The organism is Streptomyces sp. cg35, assembly GCF_050410835.1.
Classification (GTDB): Bacteria; Actinomycetota; Actinomycetes; order Streptomycetales; family Streptomycetaceae; genus Streptomyces.
In genome coordinates this window covers 3,617,710-3,636,099 of sequence record NZ_CP191268.1, presented here as the reverse complement: position 1 = coordinate 3,636,099, position 18,390 = coordinate 3,617,710, and the positions used below count along the sequence as shown (strand labels likewise).

The following is an 18,390-nucleotide window of genomic DNA, read 5'->3' as shown; positions in this document are numbered from 1 at the left end:
CGCCTTCGCATTACAAGACCGCGCAAGTGTTCGCGGTCTCACTCGCATCCTGCAACACGTCTGCACAGGTTCAAAAGCGCAAAGGTCCCGAATTGCCTGGTCTGACGCCACTTCTGCTTACGTGCGTCGGCCACTCAAAACCAGCCATGCCCCCGTCCCCCGGGGCCGGGACGGGGTGGGGCCCACTGGGCCGATCGGTGTAGATTCGTAACGAGCCAGACGTCGCTGCTGATGGCGGTCGGGCGGCCCGCACGCCGGGTCGGCCGAGGGAGAGAGGGCCTCCGACGGACTGCGCTGCGAGCGCCAGGGGACACCTGTGTCCCAGGGATGCCGCAGATCAGCCATGCGTGTACCCGTACCTGGGCATGCGCACCAAGCCCACCTCGACCGATCGCAACTGCACCGAGGAGCAGCTCACTTATGACTTCTGTCGCCAACCGACAGGACCAGGACTTCAAGGTCGCCGACCTCTCCCTCGCCGAGTTCGGGCGCAAGGAGATCACCCTCGCCGAGCACGAGATGCCCGGCCTGATGGCGATCCGCAAGGAGTACGCCGAGGCGCAGCCGCTCGCCGGCGCCCGCGTCACCGGCTCCCTCCACATGACGGTCCAGACGGCCGTCCTCATCGAGACCCTGGTCGCCCTGGGCGCCGAGGTCCGCTGGGCGTCCTGCAACATCTTCTCCACCCAGGACCACGCCGCCGCCGCCATCGCGGTCGGCCCGAACGGCACGCCGGACAACCCCCAGGGCGTCCCGGTCTTCGCCTGGAAGGGCGAGACCCTCGAGGAGTACTGGTGGTGCACGGAGCAGGCCCTGACCTGGCCGAACACCCCCACCGGCGGCCCGAACATGATCCTGGACGACGGCGGTGACGCCACCCTCCTCGTCCACAAGGGCGTCGAGTACGAGAAGGACGGCAAGGTCCCCTCGGTCGACACCGCCGAGTCCGACGAGCACCGCGTCATCCTCCAGCTCCTGAACAGCACGATCTCCAACGGTTCGCAGAAGTGGACCCAGCTCGCCTCCGAGATCCGTGGCGTGACCGAGGAGACCACGACCGGTGTCCACCGCCTGTACGAGATGCAGCGCGAGGGCTCCCTCCTGTTCCCCGCGATCAACGTGAACGACGCGGTGACCAAGTCGAAGTTCGACAACAAGTACGGCTGCCGCCACTCCCTGGTCGACGGCATCAACCGCGCCACGGACGTCCTCATCGGCGGCAAGACCGCTCTCGTCTGCGGTTACGGCGACGTCGGCAAGGGCTGCGCCGAGTCGCTGCGCGGCCAGGGCGCCCGAGTGATCGTCACGGAGATCGACCCGATCTGCGCGCTGCAGGCCGCGATGGACGGTTTCCAGGTCGCGACGCTGGACGAGGTCGTCGACAAGGTCGACATCTTCGTCACGACGACCGGCAACAAGGACATCATCATGGCCAGCGACATGGCCAAGATGAAGCACCAGGCGATCGTCGGGAACATCGGCCACTTCGACAACGAGATCGACATGGCCGGCCTCGCGAAGATCGAGGGCATCGTCAAGGACGAGGTCAAGCCGCAGGTCCACACGTGGACGTTCCCCGACGGCAAGGTCATCATCGTGCTGTCCGAGGGCCGCCTGCTGAACCTGGGCAACGCGACCGGTCACCCGTCCTTCGTGATGTCCAACAGCTTCGCGGACCAGACGCTGGCCCAGATCGAGCTGTTCACCAAGCAGTCCGAGTACCCGACCGACGTCTACGTGCTGCCCAAGCACCTCGACGAGAAGGTCGCGCGCCTGCACCTGGACTCGCTCGGCGTGAAGCTCACGACGCTCCGCCCGGAGCAGGCCTCGTACATCGGTGTCGAGGTCGAGGGCCCGTACAAGCCGGACCACTACCGCTACTGAGCACCGCGCACACCGCACCGCTCCAGTCGCCCGGCGACTGACCCGGCTGACAGGACAGGCCCCCGCACCCCCGTGCCGGGGGCCTGTCCCGTGCCCGGTCCACCGCGTGATCACGGTGGACCCGCCCACCGCTGGTTACGGTGGACCGCTCATCAGCCGCGCAGGTCACCAACCCCCAGGTCACCCGCAGGCCGACCGTCAGCAGGCCAGACAGAGGACCCCACGAATCCCATGCCCCGCGGCCGATATTCGCTCCACGATCCGCACGATCACACCCCCCTCGGTGAAGAGCACTTCCACTGCGCACCCGGCCCTTCCGGCTGGCGCTACGTAGCCCAACGGACCACCCCCTCCGGCGACCACGCCGGCTCGATCGACCTTGCCCTCGACGAGCTCGGCCGCCCCATCCGCCTCGAAGTGAACGCCGCGAGCTGGCAGGTGAGAGGCGCCGCCATCGACGGCGTCACCTGGGTGCGCACCGACCCCACCGGCACCCACGCCACCGAAGGAAACGCCCCGGCCCACGCCTTCACCGGTACATCCCCCGCGTTCCTCATCGCCACCACGCGTCTGCTGAACCTCACCCCCGCTTCCCCCTCGACCCGTGTCCGCCTCGTCGCACTGACGGATCCCGTCCTGGCCTCCCGCACCCTGGACCAGTCCTGGACCTTGCTGAACAGCGAAGCACACGCCACTGACAACGGACCCCTCACCGTGGACGAATACCAGGTCACAGCCCTGGACACGGGGGAGCAGCACTCCGTCCACATCAGCGGCGACGTGGTCCTGGCGGCCCCGGGCATCGAGCTGGAGGACCTGGAGACGCCCCCGTCCACGTTCGGCTGATGCCGGCAGGAACAGCGTCGACGTCAGGCAGGCGGGGCGAACCCGGTGGCCGGCGGCTCCGAACTCCCGGAATCCGACGCGGAGCTCCCGGCCGGCGACGCCTCGGCGGCCGAGGGACCGGAAGCTGGAAAGGCACCGGGCGCCGGAGCGACCTGCGGGCCGTACGCTCCCGGCACCGGGGCGGGCGGAACCGGCGCGACCGCCGGCGGCACGCCGACCCCGGGCCGCCCATGACCGCCGTACGCCCCGGGAGCACCGCTCTGCGGTCCCGCGCCGAAGGCCCGCTGAGCCTCACGCGACTGCCGCTCGTGCACCACCGCGGCCAGGAACGCCGCAGGCGGCACGTCGGTCGGCGCGGGCGCACCGGTGTGCGCGGCGAGATCGGCGGCGAGGCGCTCGGCCATGCCCCATCCGACCTGCGGATCCAACTGCCCCATCCGCGTGAGGTACTGACGCACCGCGAGCCACAGCCCCTCGGGCACAGCGGACAGATCCAGCTGCGCGAACCGTCCCACCAGCCACGGCGGCGGAGGCGGCACGAACGCCGCCTGCCCGGTCGGCACCCGCTCGCGCACCACGAGAGTCCCCGCGAACACGTCCCCGACCCGTCGCCCCCGAGCCGACACCAGCGAGGCGATGCACGCCACGACGCCGAAGGTCATCAGGATCTCCACGACCCCGACGGCCCCGCGCACCAGCGCATGACGGAACCGGATCGGCCCCCCGTCGTCCCGTACGACCCGCAGCCCGCACGCGAGCTTCCCGAGCGACCGGCCATGGCTCAACGTCTCCACCGCGATCGGAATCCCGACCAGCACCAGCAGGAACAGCGCGACAGAGAGAGCGGCGGCAGCGGCATCGTCCAGCGACGCGGTGGCAGCCACCACGGCGATCGTCACGACGATATAGACGGCGAACGCCACCACCAGATCGATGAGCACGGCGAGCGCCCGGCTCGGCAGCTTCGCGGGCCGCAGCTCCAGTGCCACGGCCTCACCCGTCACCAGCTCACTCACGCCGGCCACCCACCCTTCCCTGACCTGCCCTAGGAACCGCCAGTCTGCCAAGCTGAGGGCACATCGCGCCGCACAGGTGCCGGAAAGCGAGGAGCAGCAGACCGGATGGACCTCGATGTCTTCGTGTCCGCCCACCGGGCCGAGTGGGACCGACTCGACGCCCTGCTGCGCCGCCGACGCCGCCTGACCGGCACGGAGGCCGATGAACTGGTCACCCTCTACCAGCGCACGGCCACGCACCTTTCCCTCATCCAGTCGAGCGCCCCTGACCCCAGGGTCATCGGCCGCCTCACTCAACTCGTGGCACGCGCGCGTAGTGCCGTGACCGGCACCCGCCGTGCCTCATGGCGCGACGTCACCCGCTTCCTGACCCACGGATTCCCGGCAGCGGTCTACAAGGCACGCCACTGGTGGGTCCCCACTGCCCTCGTGTCCACGGCGATAGCCGCCCTCATCGGCTGGTGGATCGGCACTCACCCCGAAGTTCAGGCGTCCATAGCCGCCCCGTCCGAGCTCCGCGAGATGACCCGCCCGGGGGGCCAGTACGAGACGTACTACTCGAGCCACCCGGCGTCGTCCTTCGCGGCCCAGGTCTGGACGAACAATGCCCAGGCCGCCGCCATGTGCCTGGTCCTGGGCATCTTCCTGGGACTGCCGGTCCTGTGGATCCTCTTCCAGAACATGCTCAACGTCGGGGTGGGCATCGGCCTGATGACCTCCGTCGGCCGGCTCGACACCTTCCTGGGCCTGATCCTCCCGCACGGCCTCCTCGAACTGACCGCGGTCTTCGTAGCGGCAGGCACCGGACTCCGCCTCGGCTGGACGGTCATCGACCCCGGCCCTCGCACCCGTAGGACAGCCCTCGCGGAGGAGGGCCGCGCAGCCCTCGGCATGGCCATCGGCCTGGCCCTGGTCCTCTTCGTCTCCGGAGCCATCGAAGGCTTCGTCACCCCCTCCGGCCTCCCGACCTGGGCCCGCATCGGGATCGGCATCGCCGCGGAACTCGCCTTTCTCACCTACGTCTATGTCCTCGGGGCCCGCGCGGTCCGTGAAGGCGAAAGCGGCGACCTGGAGACTGCCGAGCGCAGCGCGGTCCTGCCGACCGCTGCCTGATGTGCATCCGGCCTCGCTGACCTGCTAGTCTCCTCTTCGCCCCGGAAAGACCGTTGACACGGCCCGACTGGGGAGGTAGATTCGAACAGTTGCCCCGAACTCGACAAGTTCGGCTGCGGCGGTTAGAATCTAGCGCGCTTCACGAAATAACATTCATTCGCGAAGCCCCCGATTAATCGGAAAGCAAGAGCCGGTCAGACCGGTCCGAAACTTCTGATAAAGTCGAATCAGCCGAAAGGCAAAGGCCCTCCAACGGCCACCGGAAATGAATTCCGAACCGGAAACGGAACGGAAAACGGATCTGGTAAGGTTGGAAACACGAAATACCGAAGGGAAGCGCCCGGAGGAAAGCCCGAGAGGGTGAGTACAAAGGAAGCGTCCGTTCCTTGAGAACTCAACAGCGTGCCAAAAATCAACGCCAGATATGTTGATACCCCGACTCACCTCGGTGAGTTGAGGTTCCTTTGAAAAAGTCCTGCCGGTCCTGGTGGCTGGTAGGCGCACAGCGAGGACGCTGTGAACAAGGGGATTATTCCTCTCCTTGTTCCGCTCTCGTGGTGTCACCCCGATCACGGGGAAACATTCACGGAGAGTTTGATCCTGGCTCAGGACGAACGCTGGCGGCGTGCTTAACACATGCAAGTCGAACGATGAAGCCCTTCGGGGTGGATTAGTGGCGAACGGGTGAGTAACACGTGGGCAATCTGCCCTGCACTCTGGGACAAGCCCTGGAAACGGGGTCTAATACCGGATGACACTCCTTCAGGCATCTGAGGGGGTTGAAAGCTCCGGCGGTGCAGGATGAGCCCGCGGCCTATCAGCTTGTTGGTGAGGTAGTGGCTCACCAAGGCGACGACGGGTAGCCGGCCTGAGAGGGCGACCGGCCACACTGGGACTGAGACACGGCCCAGACTCCTACGGGAGGCAGCAGTGGGGAATATTGCACAATGGGCGAAAGCCTGATGCAGCGACGCCGCGTGAGGGATGACGGCCTTCGGGTTGTAAACCTCTTTCAGCAGGGAAGAAGCGAAAGTGACGGTACCTGCAGAAGAAGCGCCGGCTAACTACGTGCCAGCAGCCGCGGTAATACGTAGGGCGCAAGCGTTGTCCGGAATTATTGGGCGTAAAGAGCTCGTAGGCGGCTTGTCGCGTCGGTTGTGAAAGCCCGGGGCTTAACCCCGGGTCTGCAGTCGATACGGGCAGGCTAGAGTTCGGTAGGGGAGATCGGAATTCCTGGTGTAGCGGTGAAATGCGCAGATATCAGGAGGAACACCGGTGGCGAAGGCGGATCTCTGGGCCGATACTGACGCTGAGGAGCGAAAGCGTGGGGAGCGAACAGGATTAGATACCCTGGTAGTCCACGCCGTAAACGGTGGGCACTAGGTGTGGGCAACATTCCACGTTGTCCGTGCCGCAGCTAACGCATTAAGTGCCCCGCCTGGGGAGTACGGCCGCAAGGCTAAAACTCAAAGGAATTGACGGGGGCCCGCACAAGCAGCGGAGCATGTGGCTTAATTCGACGCAACGCGAAGAACCTTACCAAGGCTTGACATACACCGGAAAGCATTAGAGATAGTGCCCCCCTTGTGGTCGGTGTACAGGTGGTGCATGGCTGTCGTCAGCTCGTGTCGTGAGATGTTGGGTTAAGTCCCGCAACGAGCGCAACCCTTGTTCTGTGTTGCCAGCATGCCCTTCGGGGTGATGGGGACTCACAGGAGACCGCCGGGGTCAACTCGGAGGAAGGTGGGGACGACGTCAAGTCATCATGCCCCTTATGTCTTGGGCTGCACACGTGCTACAATGGCAGGTACAATGAGCTGCGATACCGCGAGGTGGAGCGAATCTCAAAAAGCCTGTCTCAGTTCGGATTGGGGTCTGCAACTCGACCCCATGAAGTTGGAGTTGCTAGTAATCGCAGATCAGCATTGCTGCGGTGAATACGTTCCCGGGCCTTGTACACACCGCCCGTCACGTCACGAAAGTCGGTAACACCCGAAGCCGGTGGCCCAACCCCTTGTGGGAGGGAGCTGTCGAAGGTGGGACTGGCGATTGGGACGAAGTCGTAACAAGGTAGCCGTACCGGAAGGTGCGGCTGGATCACCTCCTTTCTAAGGAGCACTTCTTACCGAGTCCTTCGGGACGAGGTCAGAGGCCACTACGTCGGCAAACGTTCGACGGTGGTTGCTCATGGGTGGAACGTTGATTATTCGGCACACTTGACCTGCTCTGGTCGCGAGTACTGCTTCGGCGTGGAAAGCGAGATGGAGGGGCGAGGGTGTCGGGCACGCTGTTGGGTATCTGAGGGTACGGACTTGTTCCTGACCTCAATGCCGGCCCCGGTGAAGCGCCAAGGTTCTTGGTGTGTGACGGGTGGTTGGTCGTTGTTTGAGAACTGCACAGTGGACGCGAGCATCTGTGGCCAAGTTTTTAAGGGCGCACGGTGGATGCCTTGGCACCAGGAACCGATGAAGGACGTGGGAGGCCACGATAGTCCCCGGGGAGTCGTCAACCAGGCTTTGATCCGGGGGTTTCCGAATGGGGAAACCCGGCAGTCGTCATGGGCTGTCACCCGCTGCTGAACACATAGGCAGTGTGGAGGGAACGCGGGGAAGTGAAACATCTCAGTACCCGCAGGAAGAGAAAACAACCGTGATTCCGGGAGTAGTGGCGAGCGAAACTGGATGAGGCCAAACCTACGACGTGTGAGACCCGGCAGGGGTTGCGTCGTGGGGGTTGTGGGATCTCTTTTCTACGGTCTGCCGGCCGTGGGACGAGTCAGAAACCGTTGATGTAGGCGAAGGACATGCGAAAGGTCCGGCGTAGAGGGTAAGACCCCCGTAGTCGAAACGTCAGCGGCTCGTTTAAGAGACACCCAAGTAGCACGGGGCCCGAGAAATCCCGTGTGAATCTGGCGGGACCACCCGTTAAGCCTAAATATTCCCTGGTGACCGATAGCGGATAGTACCGTGAGGGAATGGTGAAAAGTACCGCGGGAGCGGAGTGAAATAGTACCTGAAACCGTGTGCCTACAAGCCGTGGGAGCGTCGGATATGTGCTTGCACATATCTCGTGACTGCGTGCCTTTTGAAGAATGAGCCTGCGAGTTTGCGGTGTGTTGCGAGGTTAACCCGTGTGGGGAAGCCGTAGCGAAAGCGAGTCCGAATAGGGCGATTCAGTAGCGCGCTCAAGACCCGAAGCGGAGTGATCTAGCCATGGGCAGGTTGAAGCGGAGGTAAGACTTCGTGGAGGACCGAACCCACCAGGGTTGAAAACCTGGGGGATGACCTGTGGTTAGGGGTGAAAGGCCAATCAAACTCCGTGATAGCTGGTTCTCCCCGAAATGCATTTAGGTGCAGCGTCGTGTGTTTCTTGCCGGAGGTAGAGCACTGGATAGGCGATGGGCCCTACCGGGTTACTGACCTTAGCCAAACTCCGAATGCCGGTAAGTGAGAGCGCGGCAGTGAGACTGTGGGGGATAAGCTCCATGGTCGAGAGGGAAACAGCCCAGAGCATCGACTAAGGCCCCTAAGCGTACGCTAAGTGGGAAAGGATGTGGAGTCGCAGAGACAACCAGGAGGTTGGCTTAGAAGCAGCCACCCTTGAAAGAGTGCGTAATAGCTCACTGGTCTAGTGATTCCGCGCCGACAATGTAGCGGGGCTCAAGCGTACCGCCGAAGTCGTGTCATTGCAGCAAGAGGGCCAACGCCTGCTGTGATGGGTAGGGGAGCGTCGTGTGCCGGGTGAAGCTGCAGCGGAAGCTAGTGGTGGACGGTTCACGAGTGAGAATGCAGGCATGAGTAGCGATACACACGTGAGAAACGTGTGCGCCGATTGACTAAGGGTTCCTGGGTCAAGCTGATCTGCCCAGGGTAAGTCGGGACCTAAGGCGAGGCCGACAGGCGTAGTCGATGGATAACCGGTTGATATTCCGGTACCCGCTGTGAAGCGTCAAACATCGAATCCAGTGATGCTAAGGCCGTGAAGCCGTTCCGGACCCTTCGGGGAATGGAAAGTGGTGGAGCCGCCGGCCCAAGTTGGTAGTAGGTGAGTGATGGGGTGACGCAGGAAGGTAGTCCAGCCCGGGCGGTGGTTGTCCCGGGGTAAGGGTGTAGGACGTGATCCAGGTAAATCCGGTTCACATGAGTCTGAGACCTGATGCCGAGCCGATTGTGGTGAAGTGGATGATCCTATGCTGTCGAGAAAAGCCTCTAGCGAGTTTCATGGCGGCCCGTACCCTAAACCGACTCAGGTGGTCAGGTAGAGAATACCGAGGCGTTCGGGTGAACTATGGTTAAGGAACTCGGCAAAATGCCCCCGTAACTTCGGGAGAAGGGGGGCCATTCCTGGTGATGAGTCTTGCACTCTGAGCTGGGGGTGGCCGCAGAGACCAGCGAGAAGCGACTGTTTACTAAAAACACAGGTCCGTGCGAAGCCGTAAGGCGATGTATACGGACTGACGCCTGCCCGGTGCTGGAACGTTAAGGGGACCGGTTAGTCAAGATTCGTCTTGGCGAAGCTGAGAACTTAAGCGCCAGTAAACGGCGGTGGTAACTATAACCATCCTAAGGTAGCGAAATTCCTTGTCGGGTAAGTTCCGACCTGCACGAATGGCGTAACGACTTCTCGACTGTCTCAACCATAGGCCCGGTGAAATTGCACTACGAGTAAAGATGCTCGTTTCGCGCAGCAGGACGGAAAGACCCCGGGACCTTTACTACAGTTTGATATTGGTGTTCGGTTCGGCTTGTGTAGGATAGGTGGGAGACTGTGAACTCTGGACGCCAGTTCAGGGGGAGTCGTCGTTGAAATACCACTCTGGTCGTGCTGGATGTCTAACCTGGGTCCGTGATCCGGATCAGGGACAGTGTCTGATGGGTAGTTTAACTGGGGCGGTTGCCTCCCAAAGGGTAACGGAGGCGCCCAAAGGTTCCCTCAGCCTGGTTGGTAATCAGGTGTTGAGTGTAAGTGCACAAGGGAGCTTGACTGTGAGACCGACGGGTCGAGCAGGGACGAAAGTCGGGACTAGTGATCCGGCGGTGGCTTGTGGAAGCGCCGTCGCTCAACGGATAAAAGGTACCCCGGGGATAACAGGCTGATCTTCCCCAAGAGTCCATATCGACGGGATGGTTTGGCACCTCGATGTCGGCTCGTCGCATCCTGGGGCTGGAGTCGGTCCCAAGGGTTGGGCTGTTCGCCCATTAAAGCGGTACGCGAGCTGGGTTTAGAACGTCGTGAGACAGTTCGGTCCCTATCCGCTGTGCGCGTAGGAGTCTTGAGAAGGGCTGTCCCTAGTACGAGAGGACCGGGACGGACGAACCTCTGGTGTGCCAGTTGTCCTGCCAAGGGCATGGCTGGTTGGCTACGTTCGGAAAGGATAACCGCTGAAAGCATCTAAGCGGGAAGCCTGCTTCAAGATGAGGACTCCCACCCCCTTTGAGGGGTTAAGGCTCCCAGTAGACGACTGGGTTGATAGGCCAGATCTGGAAGCACCGTAAGGTGTGGAGGTGACTGGTACTAATAGGCCGAGGGCTTGTCCTCAGTTGCTCGCGTCCACTGTGTTGGTTCTGAAACCACGAACAACCCCGCATGGGTCACATATGCGGTGCGGTTGACAGTTTCATAGTGTTTCGGTGGTCATAGCGTGAGGGAAACGCCCGGTTACATTCCGAACCCGGAAGCTAAGCCTTACAGCGCCGATGGTACTGCAGGGGGGACCCTGTGGGAGAGTAGGACGCCGCCGAACTATTGTTGAGAAAAGCCCCGGACCGGGATACGGTCCGGGGCTTTTCTGCGTTTACGGCGAATTTTTGTCGGAGCCCCAGCCGCGTGGCGGGGCTCCGGAATGTCAGAGGCGGCCGGCTGATTTCAGGGAGAGGTAGGCGTCCGCCAGGGCCGGGGCCAGTTCCGAGGGGGTTGCGTCCACGACAGTGACGCCGTGGCGGGTGAGCTTGTCCGCGGTGCGGAGACGCTCTGCCTTGGCCTGGGCCGCTGAAGCCGCGTCGTAGATCGATTCCGTGGTGCCTCGGGAGGCCGCCATCATTTCGACCGCGGGGTCGGCGACCGATGCCACGACCACCGTGTGGCGTTTCGTCAGGCGGGAGAGGACCGGGAGGAGTCCCTCTTCGACAGGGGCCGCGTCCAAAGACGTAAGAAGGACGATGAGGGAGCGGCGGGGGGCCGTGTGCAGAGCCGTGGCGGTCAGGCCGCGGGCATCTGTTTCGACCAGTTCCGGTTCGAGAGGGGCCATGGCGGTCACCAGGGCCGGGAGAACCTCGCCTGCTGTGCGGCCCTGGACCAGAGCGCGGATGCGGCGGTCGTAGGCCAGGAGGTCGACGCGGTCGCCGGCTCGGGAAGCCAGAGCTCCCAGGAGAAGAGCCGCGTCCATCGAAGAGTCGAGGCGCGGTGCGTCGCCGACGCGGCCTGCCGACGTACGGCCGGTGTCGAGGACCAGCAGGATGTGGCGGTCGCGTTCCGGGCGCCAGGTGCGGACGGCCACCGCCGACTGCCGGGCCGTTGCGCGCCAGTCGATGGAGCGGGTGTCGTCCCCGGGCACGTACTCGCGGAGGCTGTCGAACTCGGTGCCCTCGCCCCTGGTCAACACGCTGGTGCGGCCGTCGAGTTCGCGTAGCCGGGCCAGCTTGGAGGGGAGGTGCTTGCGGCTGTGGAAGGGGGGCAGGACGCGGACAGTCCAAGGGACCGAGTGCGTGCCCTGCCGGGTGAAGAGGCCCAGGGGGCCGTAGGAGCGGATCGTGACGCGGTCCGCCTGGCGGTCGCCCCTGCGGGTGGGCAGGAGGCGGGTCGTGACACGGCGGCGTTCGCCCGCGGGGATCGTCACGCGGTGGCGGGACGCGTCGTGCTCCGTGCCCGGGCGCCAGGCGCTCGGGGGCCATGCGTCACGGATGTGCGCACGCAGGGGGCGGCGCGCGGGGTTCGTGATCGTGAGAGTGACGTCGGCCGGGTCTCCGGGGCGTACGGAGGTGTCGCCGGAGCGCGTCAGGCGCAGGCGGCGGACCGGGGCGGCCAGCGCGAAGTCGCAGGCGCAGGCCAGGGCCAGGGGAGTGTTGACGGCCAGGATGCCCGTCCAGCTGGGCTCCCAGATCCCTACGGGGAGGGAGCCCAGGGCGGCGAGCAGGGCCGTACGTCCGGTGAGGGCCATGTCGGTGTCGTCTCCGGCCTTGTTCGGATCAGCGGGGGACGGGGACGTGGGTCAGGAGCGCGTTGATGACCGAGTCCGGGGTGACGCCTTCCATTTCGGCCTCCGGGCGCAATTGGACGCGGTGACGGAGAGTCGGGAGGGCGAGGGCCTTCACGTCATCGGGGATGACGTAGTCGCGGCCGGTCAGCCAGGCCCAGGCGCGGGCCGTCGCGAGCAGGGCCGTGGCACCTCGAGGGGAGACGCCGAGGGTGAGCGACGGTGATTCGCGGGTCGCGCGGCAGATGTCGACCACATAGGCCGTGATCTCGGGGGAGATCGTCGTCCTCGCGACCGCGGACCGGGCCGCTTCGAGGTCCGCTGCCGTGGCCACCGGCCGGATGCCCGCCGCGTGCAGATCTCGGGGGTTGAAGCCGGCGGCATGGCGGGTCAGGACGTCGATCTCGTCCTGGCGCGTAGGAAGAGGAACGTTCAACTTGAGCAGGAAGCGGTCCAGCTGGGCCTCGGGCAGGGGGTAGGTGCCTTCGTACTCGACCGGGTTCTGGGTGGCTACGACCATGAACGGGTCGGGGAGCGGGCGCGGGGTGCCGTCGACCGTGATCTGGCGCTCTTCCATGGCCTCCAGGAGGGAGGACTGGGTCTTGGGCGGGGTCCGGTTGATCTCGTCCGCGAGGAGGAGGTTGGTGAACGCCGGGCCCGGCTGGAAGGAGAAGCGCGAGGTGTGGGTGTCGTAGACCAAGGAGCCCGTGACGTCGCTGGGCATCAGGTCCGGGGTGAACTGGACGCGCTTCGTGTCGAGTTCGAGGGAAGCCGCGAGGGCTCGTACAAGAAGCGTTTTTGCTACGCCGGGGACGCCTTCGAGGAGGACGTGGCCGCGGCAGAGCAGGGCCACGACCAGGCCCGTGACGGTGGGGTCCTGGCCGACCACGGCCTTGGCGATCTCGGCGCGCAGGGCCTCCAAAGAGGCCCGTGAGCTGCGGGGATCGGTCGTGGGCCCGGCGTTGTCAGTGGTCGGGTCCATCATGAATGGCGTACCTCTCTTTCGAGGGCGTCGAGGTGGTCGGCGAGTGCGATCAGCGCTGCGTCGGTGGTCGGCGGCGGGCCGAAGAGGAGGGTGTGCAAGTCCTGGGTGGGCGTCGGGAGTTGGCGCGCCAGGGCGGGGAGGAAGGTCTCGGGCGTGTGGGCCTGGGACGGGGGGACGCCGATGAGGGGGGCGAGCTTGGTGCGGGTGGAGATACGCAGGGCCGTGGCGGCGCGGTCCCGGGCGTTCGCCTTGCGGTAGAGGCGGGCGCGGCCTTCGACGGTTTCGGAGGCGCGGATCGCGACGGGCAGGCGCTCGGCGACCAAGGGGCCCAGTCGTCGTGCGCGCCACAGGGCGGCGAGTGCTGCCGCGATGAAGAGCTGCAGGGTGCCCCAGCGCCAGCCCGAGGGGATCAGGTCGAAGAAGCTGCGGTCGTTCTGTGCGCCGCCGGCCGCGGCGTCGTCGGAGAGGGAGGGGAGGTACCAGACCAAGTGGGTTCGGGTACCGAGGAGTTGCAGGGCGAGCGAGGCGTTTCCCTGCTCGTCGAGGCGGTCGTTGAGAAGGATGTCGGGGGAGCCGAGGACCACCGTGTCGCCGTTGCCGGTCGTCGCGGGCAGGCGCAGCAGTGTGGGGGCGCCGCCGCTCGGATAGCAGGAGTCCGCGCCGGCGACCGTGGTGCCGTAGCGGTGGCCGCCGGTTTCGGCAGGGCCGGCGCGACGGGCCTCGGGGAGGGTGCAGCCGGGGGCGAGCGTCGTGGCGGAGCTGGGTTCGGAGTCCGCGGTGACCCCGGGGGCCAGCCGGTCGACGGACGCGGCGCCGGGGGCGACGAGGAGCGTGCGGCCGCCGGAGTCGGCGGTCGCGGCCTGGAGCTGCTCCTGCTGGTGGGCCGTGAGCAGATCGGGGACGGCGACCAGGAGGGTGGTGTCGGGACCGGTCGCGGCCCGCGCTTCGGCGGTGGTGGTGACCAAGCGGGTGTCGACGCCCCTGTCGGCGAGGAGTTCGGCGACGGCGCGGCTGCCGTACTGGTCGGCGGAGCGCGGGTCGAGCATGCCGTGCTTCTCGCCGGAGCGGACGGCCGCGATGGCCACGCCGGCGACCAGGAGGAGGACCAGGGCGAGGGCGATGCCTCGCGTGCGGGTCCAGACCTGCCGGACCGTGGGGGTGGCCGAGGTGTCGGTGTCGTCGGAGGCCGGGGCCGGGGGAGGCGGTGCCGTGAGCGTGGACCCGCCGGTCGGCTGGTCCTCTGGGCTGCCGCTGCCGCTGCCGCTGCCGCTGCCGCTGCCGCTTTCGTGGTGGGGGTTCGGGGTGGAGGGCTCGGTCACCGGGGGGCTCCCGGGGCGGCGGTCAGGGACGGCGTCGTGCGTTCCACCTCGGTGTCCAGGGTGGTCAGGCGCTGGTACGTGTCGGGGGTCGCGGTGCGGCCGCCGTATGCGACGTCGTCGAAGTCGCGCGCCGCGGCGTGCAGGCGGTCCGCGTGCCGGGGCAGCGGACGGGAGGCTTCCGTGGCGGCCTCGTCGGCGGTGCGGCCGGGGCGCGGGTCCAGCAGGGCGCGCTCCTCCAAGGAGCGGACCAGGGCGCGCATCCGCTCCTGGACGGCCTGGTTCCAGTGGCCCTGGGCGGCGTGCGCCTCGGCGGCCGCGCGGTGCTCGGCGGCGCTGCGCGGACGGTCGTCGAAGAGCGGAGCCGCCGAGGTGGGGGAGCGGCGGGGAGTGCCGAGGCGCCACCACAGGGCCACCACCACGGCGACGACGGCGAGCAGGATCACGACCAGGCCGAGTGTGCCGCCCGGAGCGACACCGGAGGCGGCGGAGAACAGGTCGTCGACCCACTCCCAGAACTTGTTCAGGGCGCGCATGAACCAGCTCGGATCGTTCTCGTGGTACGCGGGCTTGGACAGCTCTCGTTCGGCCGCCTCCCGCGCGGGATCGCGCGGGATGGTCACCGGCGGCTCGTCGCCGCCGGCGCGCGTCAGCAAAGCTGCGGCCCTGAGCACTCCCCCGGGCGTGCTCACCGCATCAGCTCCCCGGGGTGGCGCCGGAGGTGTCCCCGTAGCCCTGCAGGCCCGCGGCGCGGGCGAGTTCGAGGTCGAGGGCCTCGCGGCGGATGCGCTGGTCGATGTAGAGCAGCACGGTGACGCCCGCGGTGATCGGGAAGGTGATGGTGGAGCCGACCACCGAGCCGATGCCGCTGATGATCAGGAAGGCCCAGCCCACGTCGCCGCCGGTGTCGAGGAAGCTGCCGAGGCCGTCGCCGCTGACCGCTCCCGCGATGAGGCTGAAGGGGACCAGGATGATCGACGCCACGACGCCGGCGATGATCGACGCGAGGATCTGGATGCCGAAGACCCGCCACCACGAGCCGCGAACGAGCTTGACGGAGCGGCCCATCGCCTTGCGGATCGTCTGCTTCTCCAGCATCAGGGCCGGCGAGGCGAGCGAGAAGCGGATCATCAGCCAGATCGCGACCACGAGGCCGGCGAGACCGCCGATGATCGCGAGGGCGAGCCCCCCTTCGGAGGAGCCCAGCACGGCGACGAGGATGCCGGGCACCGTGCCGACGAGGACGACCGCGGCGGCGATCAGCGGCAGCAGCAGCGTCAGGCCGAGCAGCCGGAGGACCTGCGGCCGGGCATCGCGCCAGGCCTCTCCTATGGCGACGGACCTGCCGAGCACGGCGCGGCTGGTGACCGTCGTCAGCAGGGCCGTGGCGATGATCGTGCCCAGCAGCGTGACGATCTGCACCACGCCCGAGCCGATCAGGACCCCGCCCATGGCGCGGGTGACCTCGCCCGCGCTGGCGTTGGGGTCGTCCAGGGCATCGGTCGTGGAGTCGTTGAGGACGAAGCCCTGGAGGAGCACGACGAGGAGCTGGGTGAGGACGGCGACCGAGAGCGAGATGCCGAGGACGGTGCGCCAGTAGGTACGCATCGTGGACACCGCGCCGTCGAGGATCTCCCCGACCCCGAGCGGGCGCAGCGGGATCACGCCGGGCTTGGCCGCGGCAGGCGGGCCGCCCCAGACACCGGGGCCCCAATTGCCGGGGCCGCCCTGCGGGGGAGCGCCCCAGCCTCCCTGCCCGCCGCCGTATCCGCCCGAGCCGCCCCAGCCCTGGCCGGGCGCCGGAGGCGGCGGCGGGGCCTGGCCGGAGGCGGAGGATCCGGAGGGCGCGGACCACTGGCCGGGCGGCGGCTGCTCCTTGGACCACTGAGGGCCGTGGCCCGCGGCGTCCTGCGGGGCGGCGCCCTGGGCGCCGCCGTCCTGACCGTCCTGGCGGTTGTCGTCGGGGCCGTCGGAGGGGGCAGATCCGGGCGATGCCCAGCCCGGAGTGTCGTTCATCGTCGCTCCTTCAAGGTGCCCGTCCGCGGTCGCGGCGGCAGGTTGGCTGCCATCGTGCCATGGGGTGGGCGCCAGGTGACCTGGCCCCGTAAGGGCTGGACACCTTCAATTGTCGGCCCTGTACGGGGCAGACTGGGCGGATGGCTGATCAGTACGCGCAATCCGGCGAGGACATACGGCCCAGCGAGGACATACAGCCCAAGGTCGTCGACATACCGGCGATCAGGTGGGAGGAACCGGCCGAGGGGCCTGTTCTGGTGCTGCTCGACCAGACGCGGCTGCCCGCCGAGGAAGTCGAGCTGGTCTGCACGGATCCGCAGGGTCTGGTGCAGGCGATCCGGTCCCTCGCCGTGCGCGGGGCTCCGCTGCTCGGTATCACGGGGGCTTACGGGGTGGCGCTCGCGGCGGCCCGCGGGTTCGACGTGCAGGACGCGGCGGACGCACTGGCCGGGGCGCGGCCCACGGCGGTCAATCTCGGGTACGGCGTGCGCAGGGCCCAGGAGGCCTACCGCGCGGCGCTGGGGACCGGGGCGGACGACTCGGCGGCCGTACGGGAGCGGGCGGCCGAGGCGGCGCTCGCCGCCGCGCGGGCGCTGCATCAGGAGGACGCCGAGGGCAGCGCCAAGATGGCCGAGCACGGGATGCGGCTGCTCGACGAGCTGCTGCCCGGCGGCAACCACCGCATCCTGACGCACTGCAACACCGGGGCGCTGGTCTCCGGCGGTGAAGGCACCGCCTTCGCCGTGGCGCTCGCCGCGCACCGGGCGGGGCGGTTGCGCCGGCTGTGGGTGGACGAGACGCGTCCGCTGCTGCAGGGTGCCCGGCTGACCGCGTACGAGGCCGCGCGCAACGGGATGGCGTACACGCTGCTCACGGACAACGCTGCCGGGTCGCTGTTCGCCGCCGGTGAGGTGGATGCCGTGCTCATCGGGGCGGACCGGATCGCCGCCGACGGTTCGGTGGCGAACAAGGTGGGGAGCTATCCGCTCGCCGTGCTGGCGCGATATCACCATGTGCCGTTCATCGTGGTGGCGCCGGTGACGACCGTGGATCTGGAGACTCCCGACGGTGCGTCCATCGAGGTGGAGCAGCGGGCCGGGCATGAAGTGACGGAGGTCACGGCGCCGCAGGCGCCGCTGGCCGGAATGGAGGCAGGTGGCGGGATTCCCGTGGCGCCGCTGGGAACGCAGGCGTACAACCCTGCGTTCGACGTGACGCCACCGGATTTGGTGACGGCGATCGTCACGGAGTGGGGCGTTGTGGCGCCCGTGACAGCTGAAGACTTGGGTGAGCTGTGTGCCAGGTCACGCCAGGTAACGATGAGCTAATGGGATGATGTGGTCCATGAAGGGACGAGTCCTTGTCGTCGACGACGACACCGCACTGGCCGAGATGCTCGGCATTGTGCTGCGTGGTGAAGGTTTTGAGCCGTCGTTCGTAGCTGACGGCGACAAGGCGCTGGCCGCTTTCCGTGAGACCAAGCCCGATCTGGTGCTGCTCGACCTGATGCTGCCCGGGAGGGACGGCATCGAGGTCTGCCGGCTGATCCGGGCGGAGTCCGGAGTGCCGATCGTGATGCTCACGGCGAAGAGCGACACCGTCGATGTCGTCGTGGGCCTGGAGTCGGGCGCGGACGACTACATCGTGAAGCCGTTCAAGCCGAAGGAGCTCGTGGCCCGGATCCGGGCGCGGCTGCGGAGGTCGGAGGAGCCCGCCCCCGAGCAGCTGGCCATCGGTGACCTGGTCATCGATGTGGCCGGGCACTCGGTGAAGCGGGACGGGCAGTCGATCGCGCTGACGCCGCTGGAGTTCGACCTGCTGGTCGCGCTCGCCCGCAAGCCGTGGCAGGTGTTCACGCGTGAGGTGCTCCTCGAGCAGGTCTGGGGCTACCGGCACGCGGCGGACACCCGTCTGGTGAACGTGCATGTGCAGCGGCTGCGTTCGAAGGTCGAGAAGGACCCCGAGCGTCCGGAGATCGTGGTGACCGTCCGTGGCGTCGGTTACAAGGCCGGACCGAGCTGA

The 18,390-nt window shown here is 66.8% G+C and carries 11 protein-coding genes and 3 rRNA genes; 8 read left to right on the top strand and 6 right to left on the bottom strand.

Annotated elements, in window-relative coordinates:
• Positions 1 to 420 precede the first annotated feature (420 nt).
• Positions 421 to 1,884, top strand: coding sequence for an adenosylhomocysteinase (gene ahcY / locus ACQUQD_RS16485; RefSeq protein ID WP_428952836.1), 1,464 nt, complete (start codon positions 421 to 423; stop codon positions 1,882 to 1,884).
• A gap of 231 nt (positions 1,885 to 2,115) precedes the next feature.
• Positions 2,116 to 2,730 carry a hypothetical protein gene (locus tag ACQUQD_RS16480; protein ID WP_428952835.1) on the top strand — a complete coding sequence of 205 codons (615 nt, stop codon included), beginning with the start codon at positions 2,116 to 2,118 and terminating at the stop codon, positions 2,728 to 2,730.
• A 23-nt stretch (positions 2,731 to 2,753) separates the two neighbouring features.
• On the opposite strand, the gene ACQUQD_RS16475 is transcribed toward ACQUQD_RS16480, so the two are convergent.
• Positions 2,754 to 3,746, bottom strand: coding sequence for an RDD family protein (locus ACQUQD_RS16475; RefSeq protein ID WP_428952834.1), 993 nt, complete (start codon positions 3,744 to 3,746; stop codon positions 2,754 to 2,756).
• A gap of 105 nt (positions 3,747 to 3,851) precedes the next feature.
• Between ACQUQD_RS16475 and ACQUQD_RS16470 the strand changes: the two genes are divergently transcribed.
• From ACQUQD_RS16470 to rrf, 4 genes are all read left to right on the top strand, one after another.
• Positions 3,852 to 4,859, top strand: coding sequence for a stage II sporulation protein M (locus tag ACQUQD_RS16470; RefSeq protein ID WP_428952833.1), 1,008 nt, complete (start codon positions 3,852 to 3,854; stop codon positions 4,857 to 4,859).
• A gap of 582 nt (positions 4,860 to 5,441) precedes the next feature.
• Positions 5,442 to 6,967 (top strand): 16S ribosomal RNA (locus ACQUQD_RS16465).
• 309 nt (positions 6,968 to 7,276) lie between these two features.
• Positions 7,277 to 10,397, top strand: a 23S ribosomal RNA gene (locus ACQUQD_RS16460).
• An 88-nt stretch (positions 10,398 to 10,485) separates the two neighbouring features.
• Positions 10,486 to 10,602, top strand: a 5S ribosomal RNA gene (gene rrf / locus ACQUQD_RS16455).
• Together the 16S, 23S and 5S rRNA genes form the textbook arrangement of a ribosomal RNA operon.
• A gap of 102 nt (positions 10,603 to 10,704) precedes the next feature.
• Here rrf and ACQUQD_RS16450 read toward each other — a convergent pair.
• Genes ACQUQD_RS16450 through ACQUQD_RS16430 form a run of 5 tightly spaced genes read right to left on the bottom strand, consistent with a single transcriptional unit; the run spans position 10,705 to position 16,368 of the window.
• Positions 10,705 to 12,015, bottom strand: coding sequence for a DUF58 domain-containing protein (locus tag ACQUQD_RS16450; RefSeq protein ID WP_428952832.1), 1,311 nt, complete (start codon positions 12,013 to 12,015; stop codon positions 10,705 to 10,707).
• Positions 12,016 to 12,043: 28 nt separating this feature from the next.
• Positions 12,044 to 13,033, bottom strand: a complete 990-nt coding sequence (locus ACQUQD_RS16445; protein WP_428957579.1) for an AAA family ATPase — start codon at positions 13,031 to 13,033, stop codon at positions 12,044 to 12,046.
• The gene (locus ACQUQD_RS16440) at positions 13,033 to 14,355 is read right to left on the bottom strand and encodes a DUF4350 domain-containing protein (protein WP_428952831.1); all 1,323 of its coding nucleotides are present in this window, start codon (positions 14,353 to 14,355) and stop codon (positions 13,033 to 13,035) included. The genes ACQUQD_RS16445 and ACQUQD_RS16440 overlap by 1 nt, the downstream gene beginning before the upstream one ends.
• Positions 14,352 to 15,044, bottom strand: coding sequence for a DUF4129 domain-containing protein (locus ACQUQD_RS16435; RefSeq protein WP_428952830.1), 693 nt, complete (start codon positions 15,042 to 15,044; stop codon positions 14,352 to 14,354). Before ACQUQD_RS16435 ends, ACQUQD_RS16440 begins: the two co-directional genes overlap by 4 nt.
• Before the next feature lie 4 nt (positions 15,045 to 15,048).
• On the bottom strand, positions 15,049 to 16,368 hold the full coding sequence (locus ACQUQD_RS16430) for a glycerophosphoryl diester phosphodiesterase membrane domain-containing protein (protein WP_428952829.1): 1,320 nt from the start codon (positions 16,366 to 16,368) through the stop codon (positions 15,049 to 15,051).
• Positions 16,369 to 16,508: 140 nt separating this feature from the next.
• On the opposite strand from ACQUQD_RS16430, the gene mtnA reads away from it, so the two are divergent.
• The gene (mtnA, locus tag ACQUQD_RS16425; RefSeq protein ID WP_428952828.1) at positions 16,509 to 17,696 is read left to right on the top strand and encodes an S-methyl-5-thioribose-1-phosphate isomerase; all 1,188 of its coding nucleotides are present in this window, start codon (positions 16,509 to 16,511) and stop codon (positions 17,694 to 17,696) included.
• Between the two features lie 4 nt (positions 17,697 to 17,700).
• Positions 17,701 to 18,390, top strand: a complete 690-nt coding sequence (gene mtrA / locus ACQUQD_RS16420) for a two-component system response regulator MtrA (protein ID WP_199836122.1) — start codon at positions 17,701 to 17,703, stop codon at positions 18,388 to 18,390.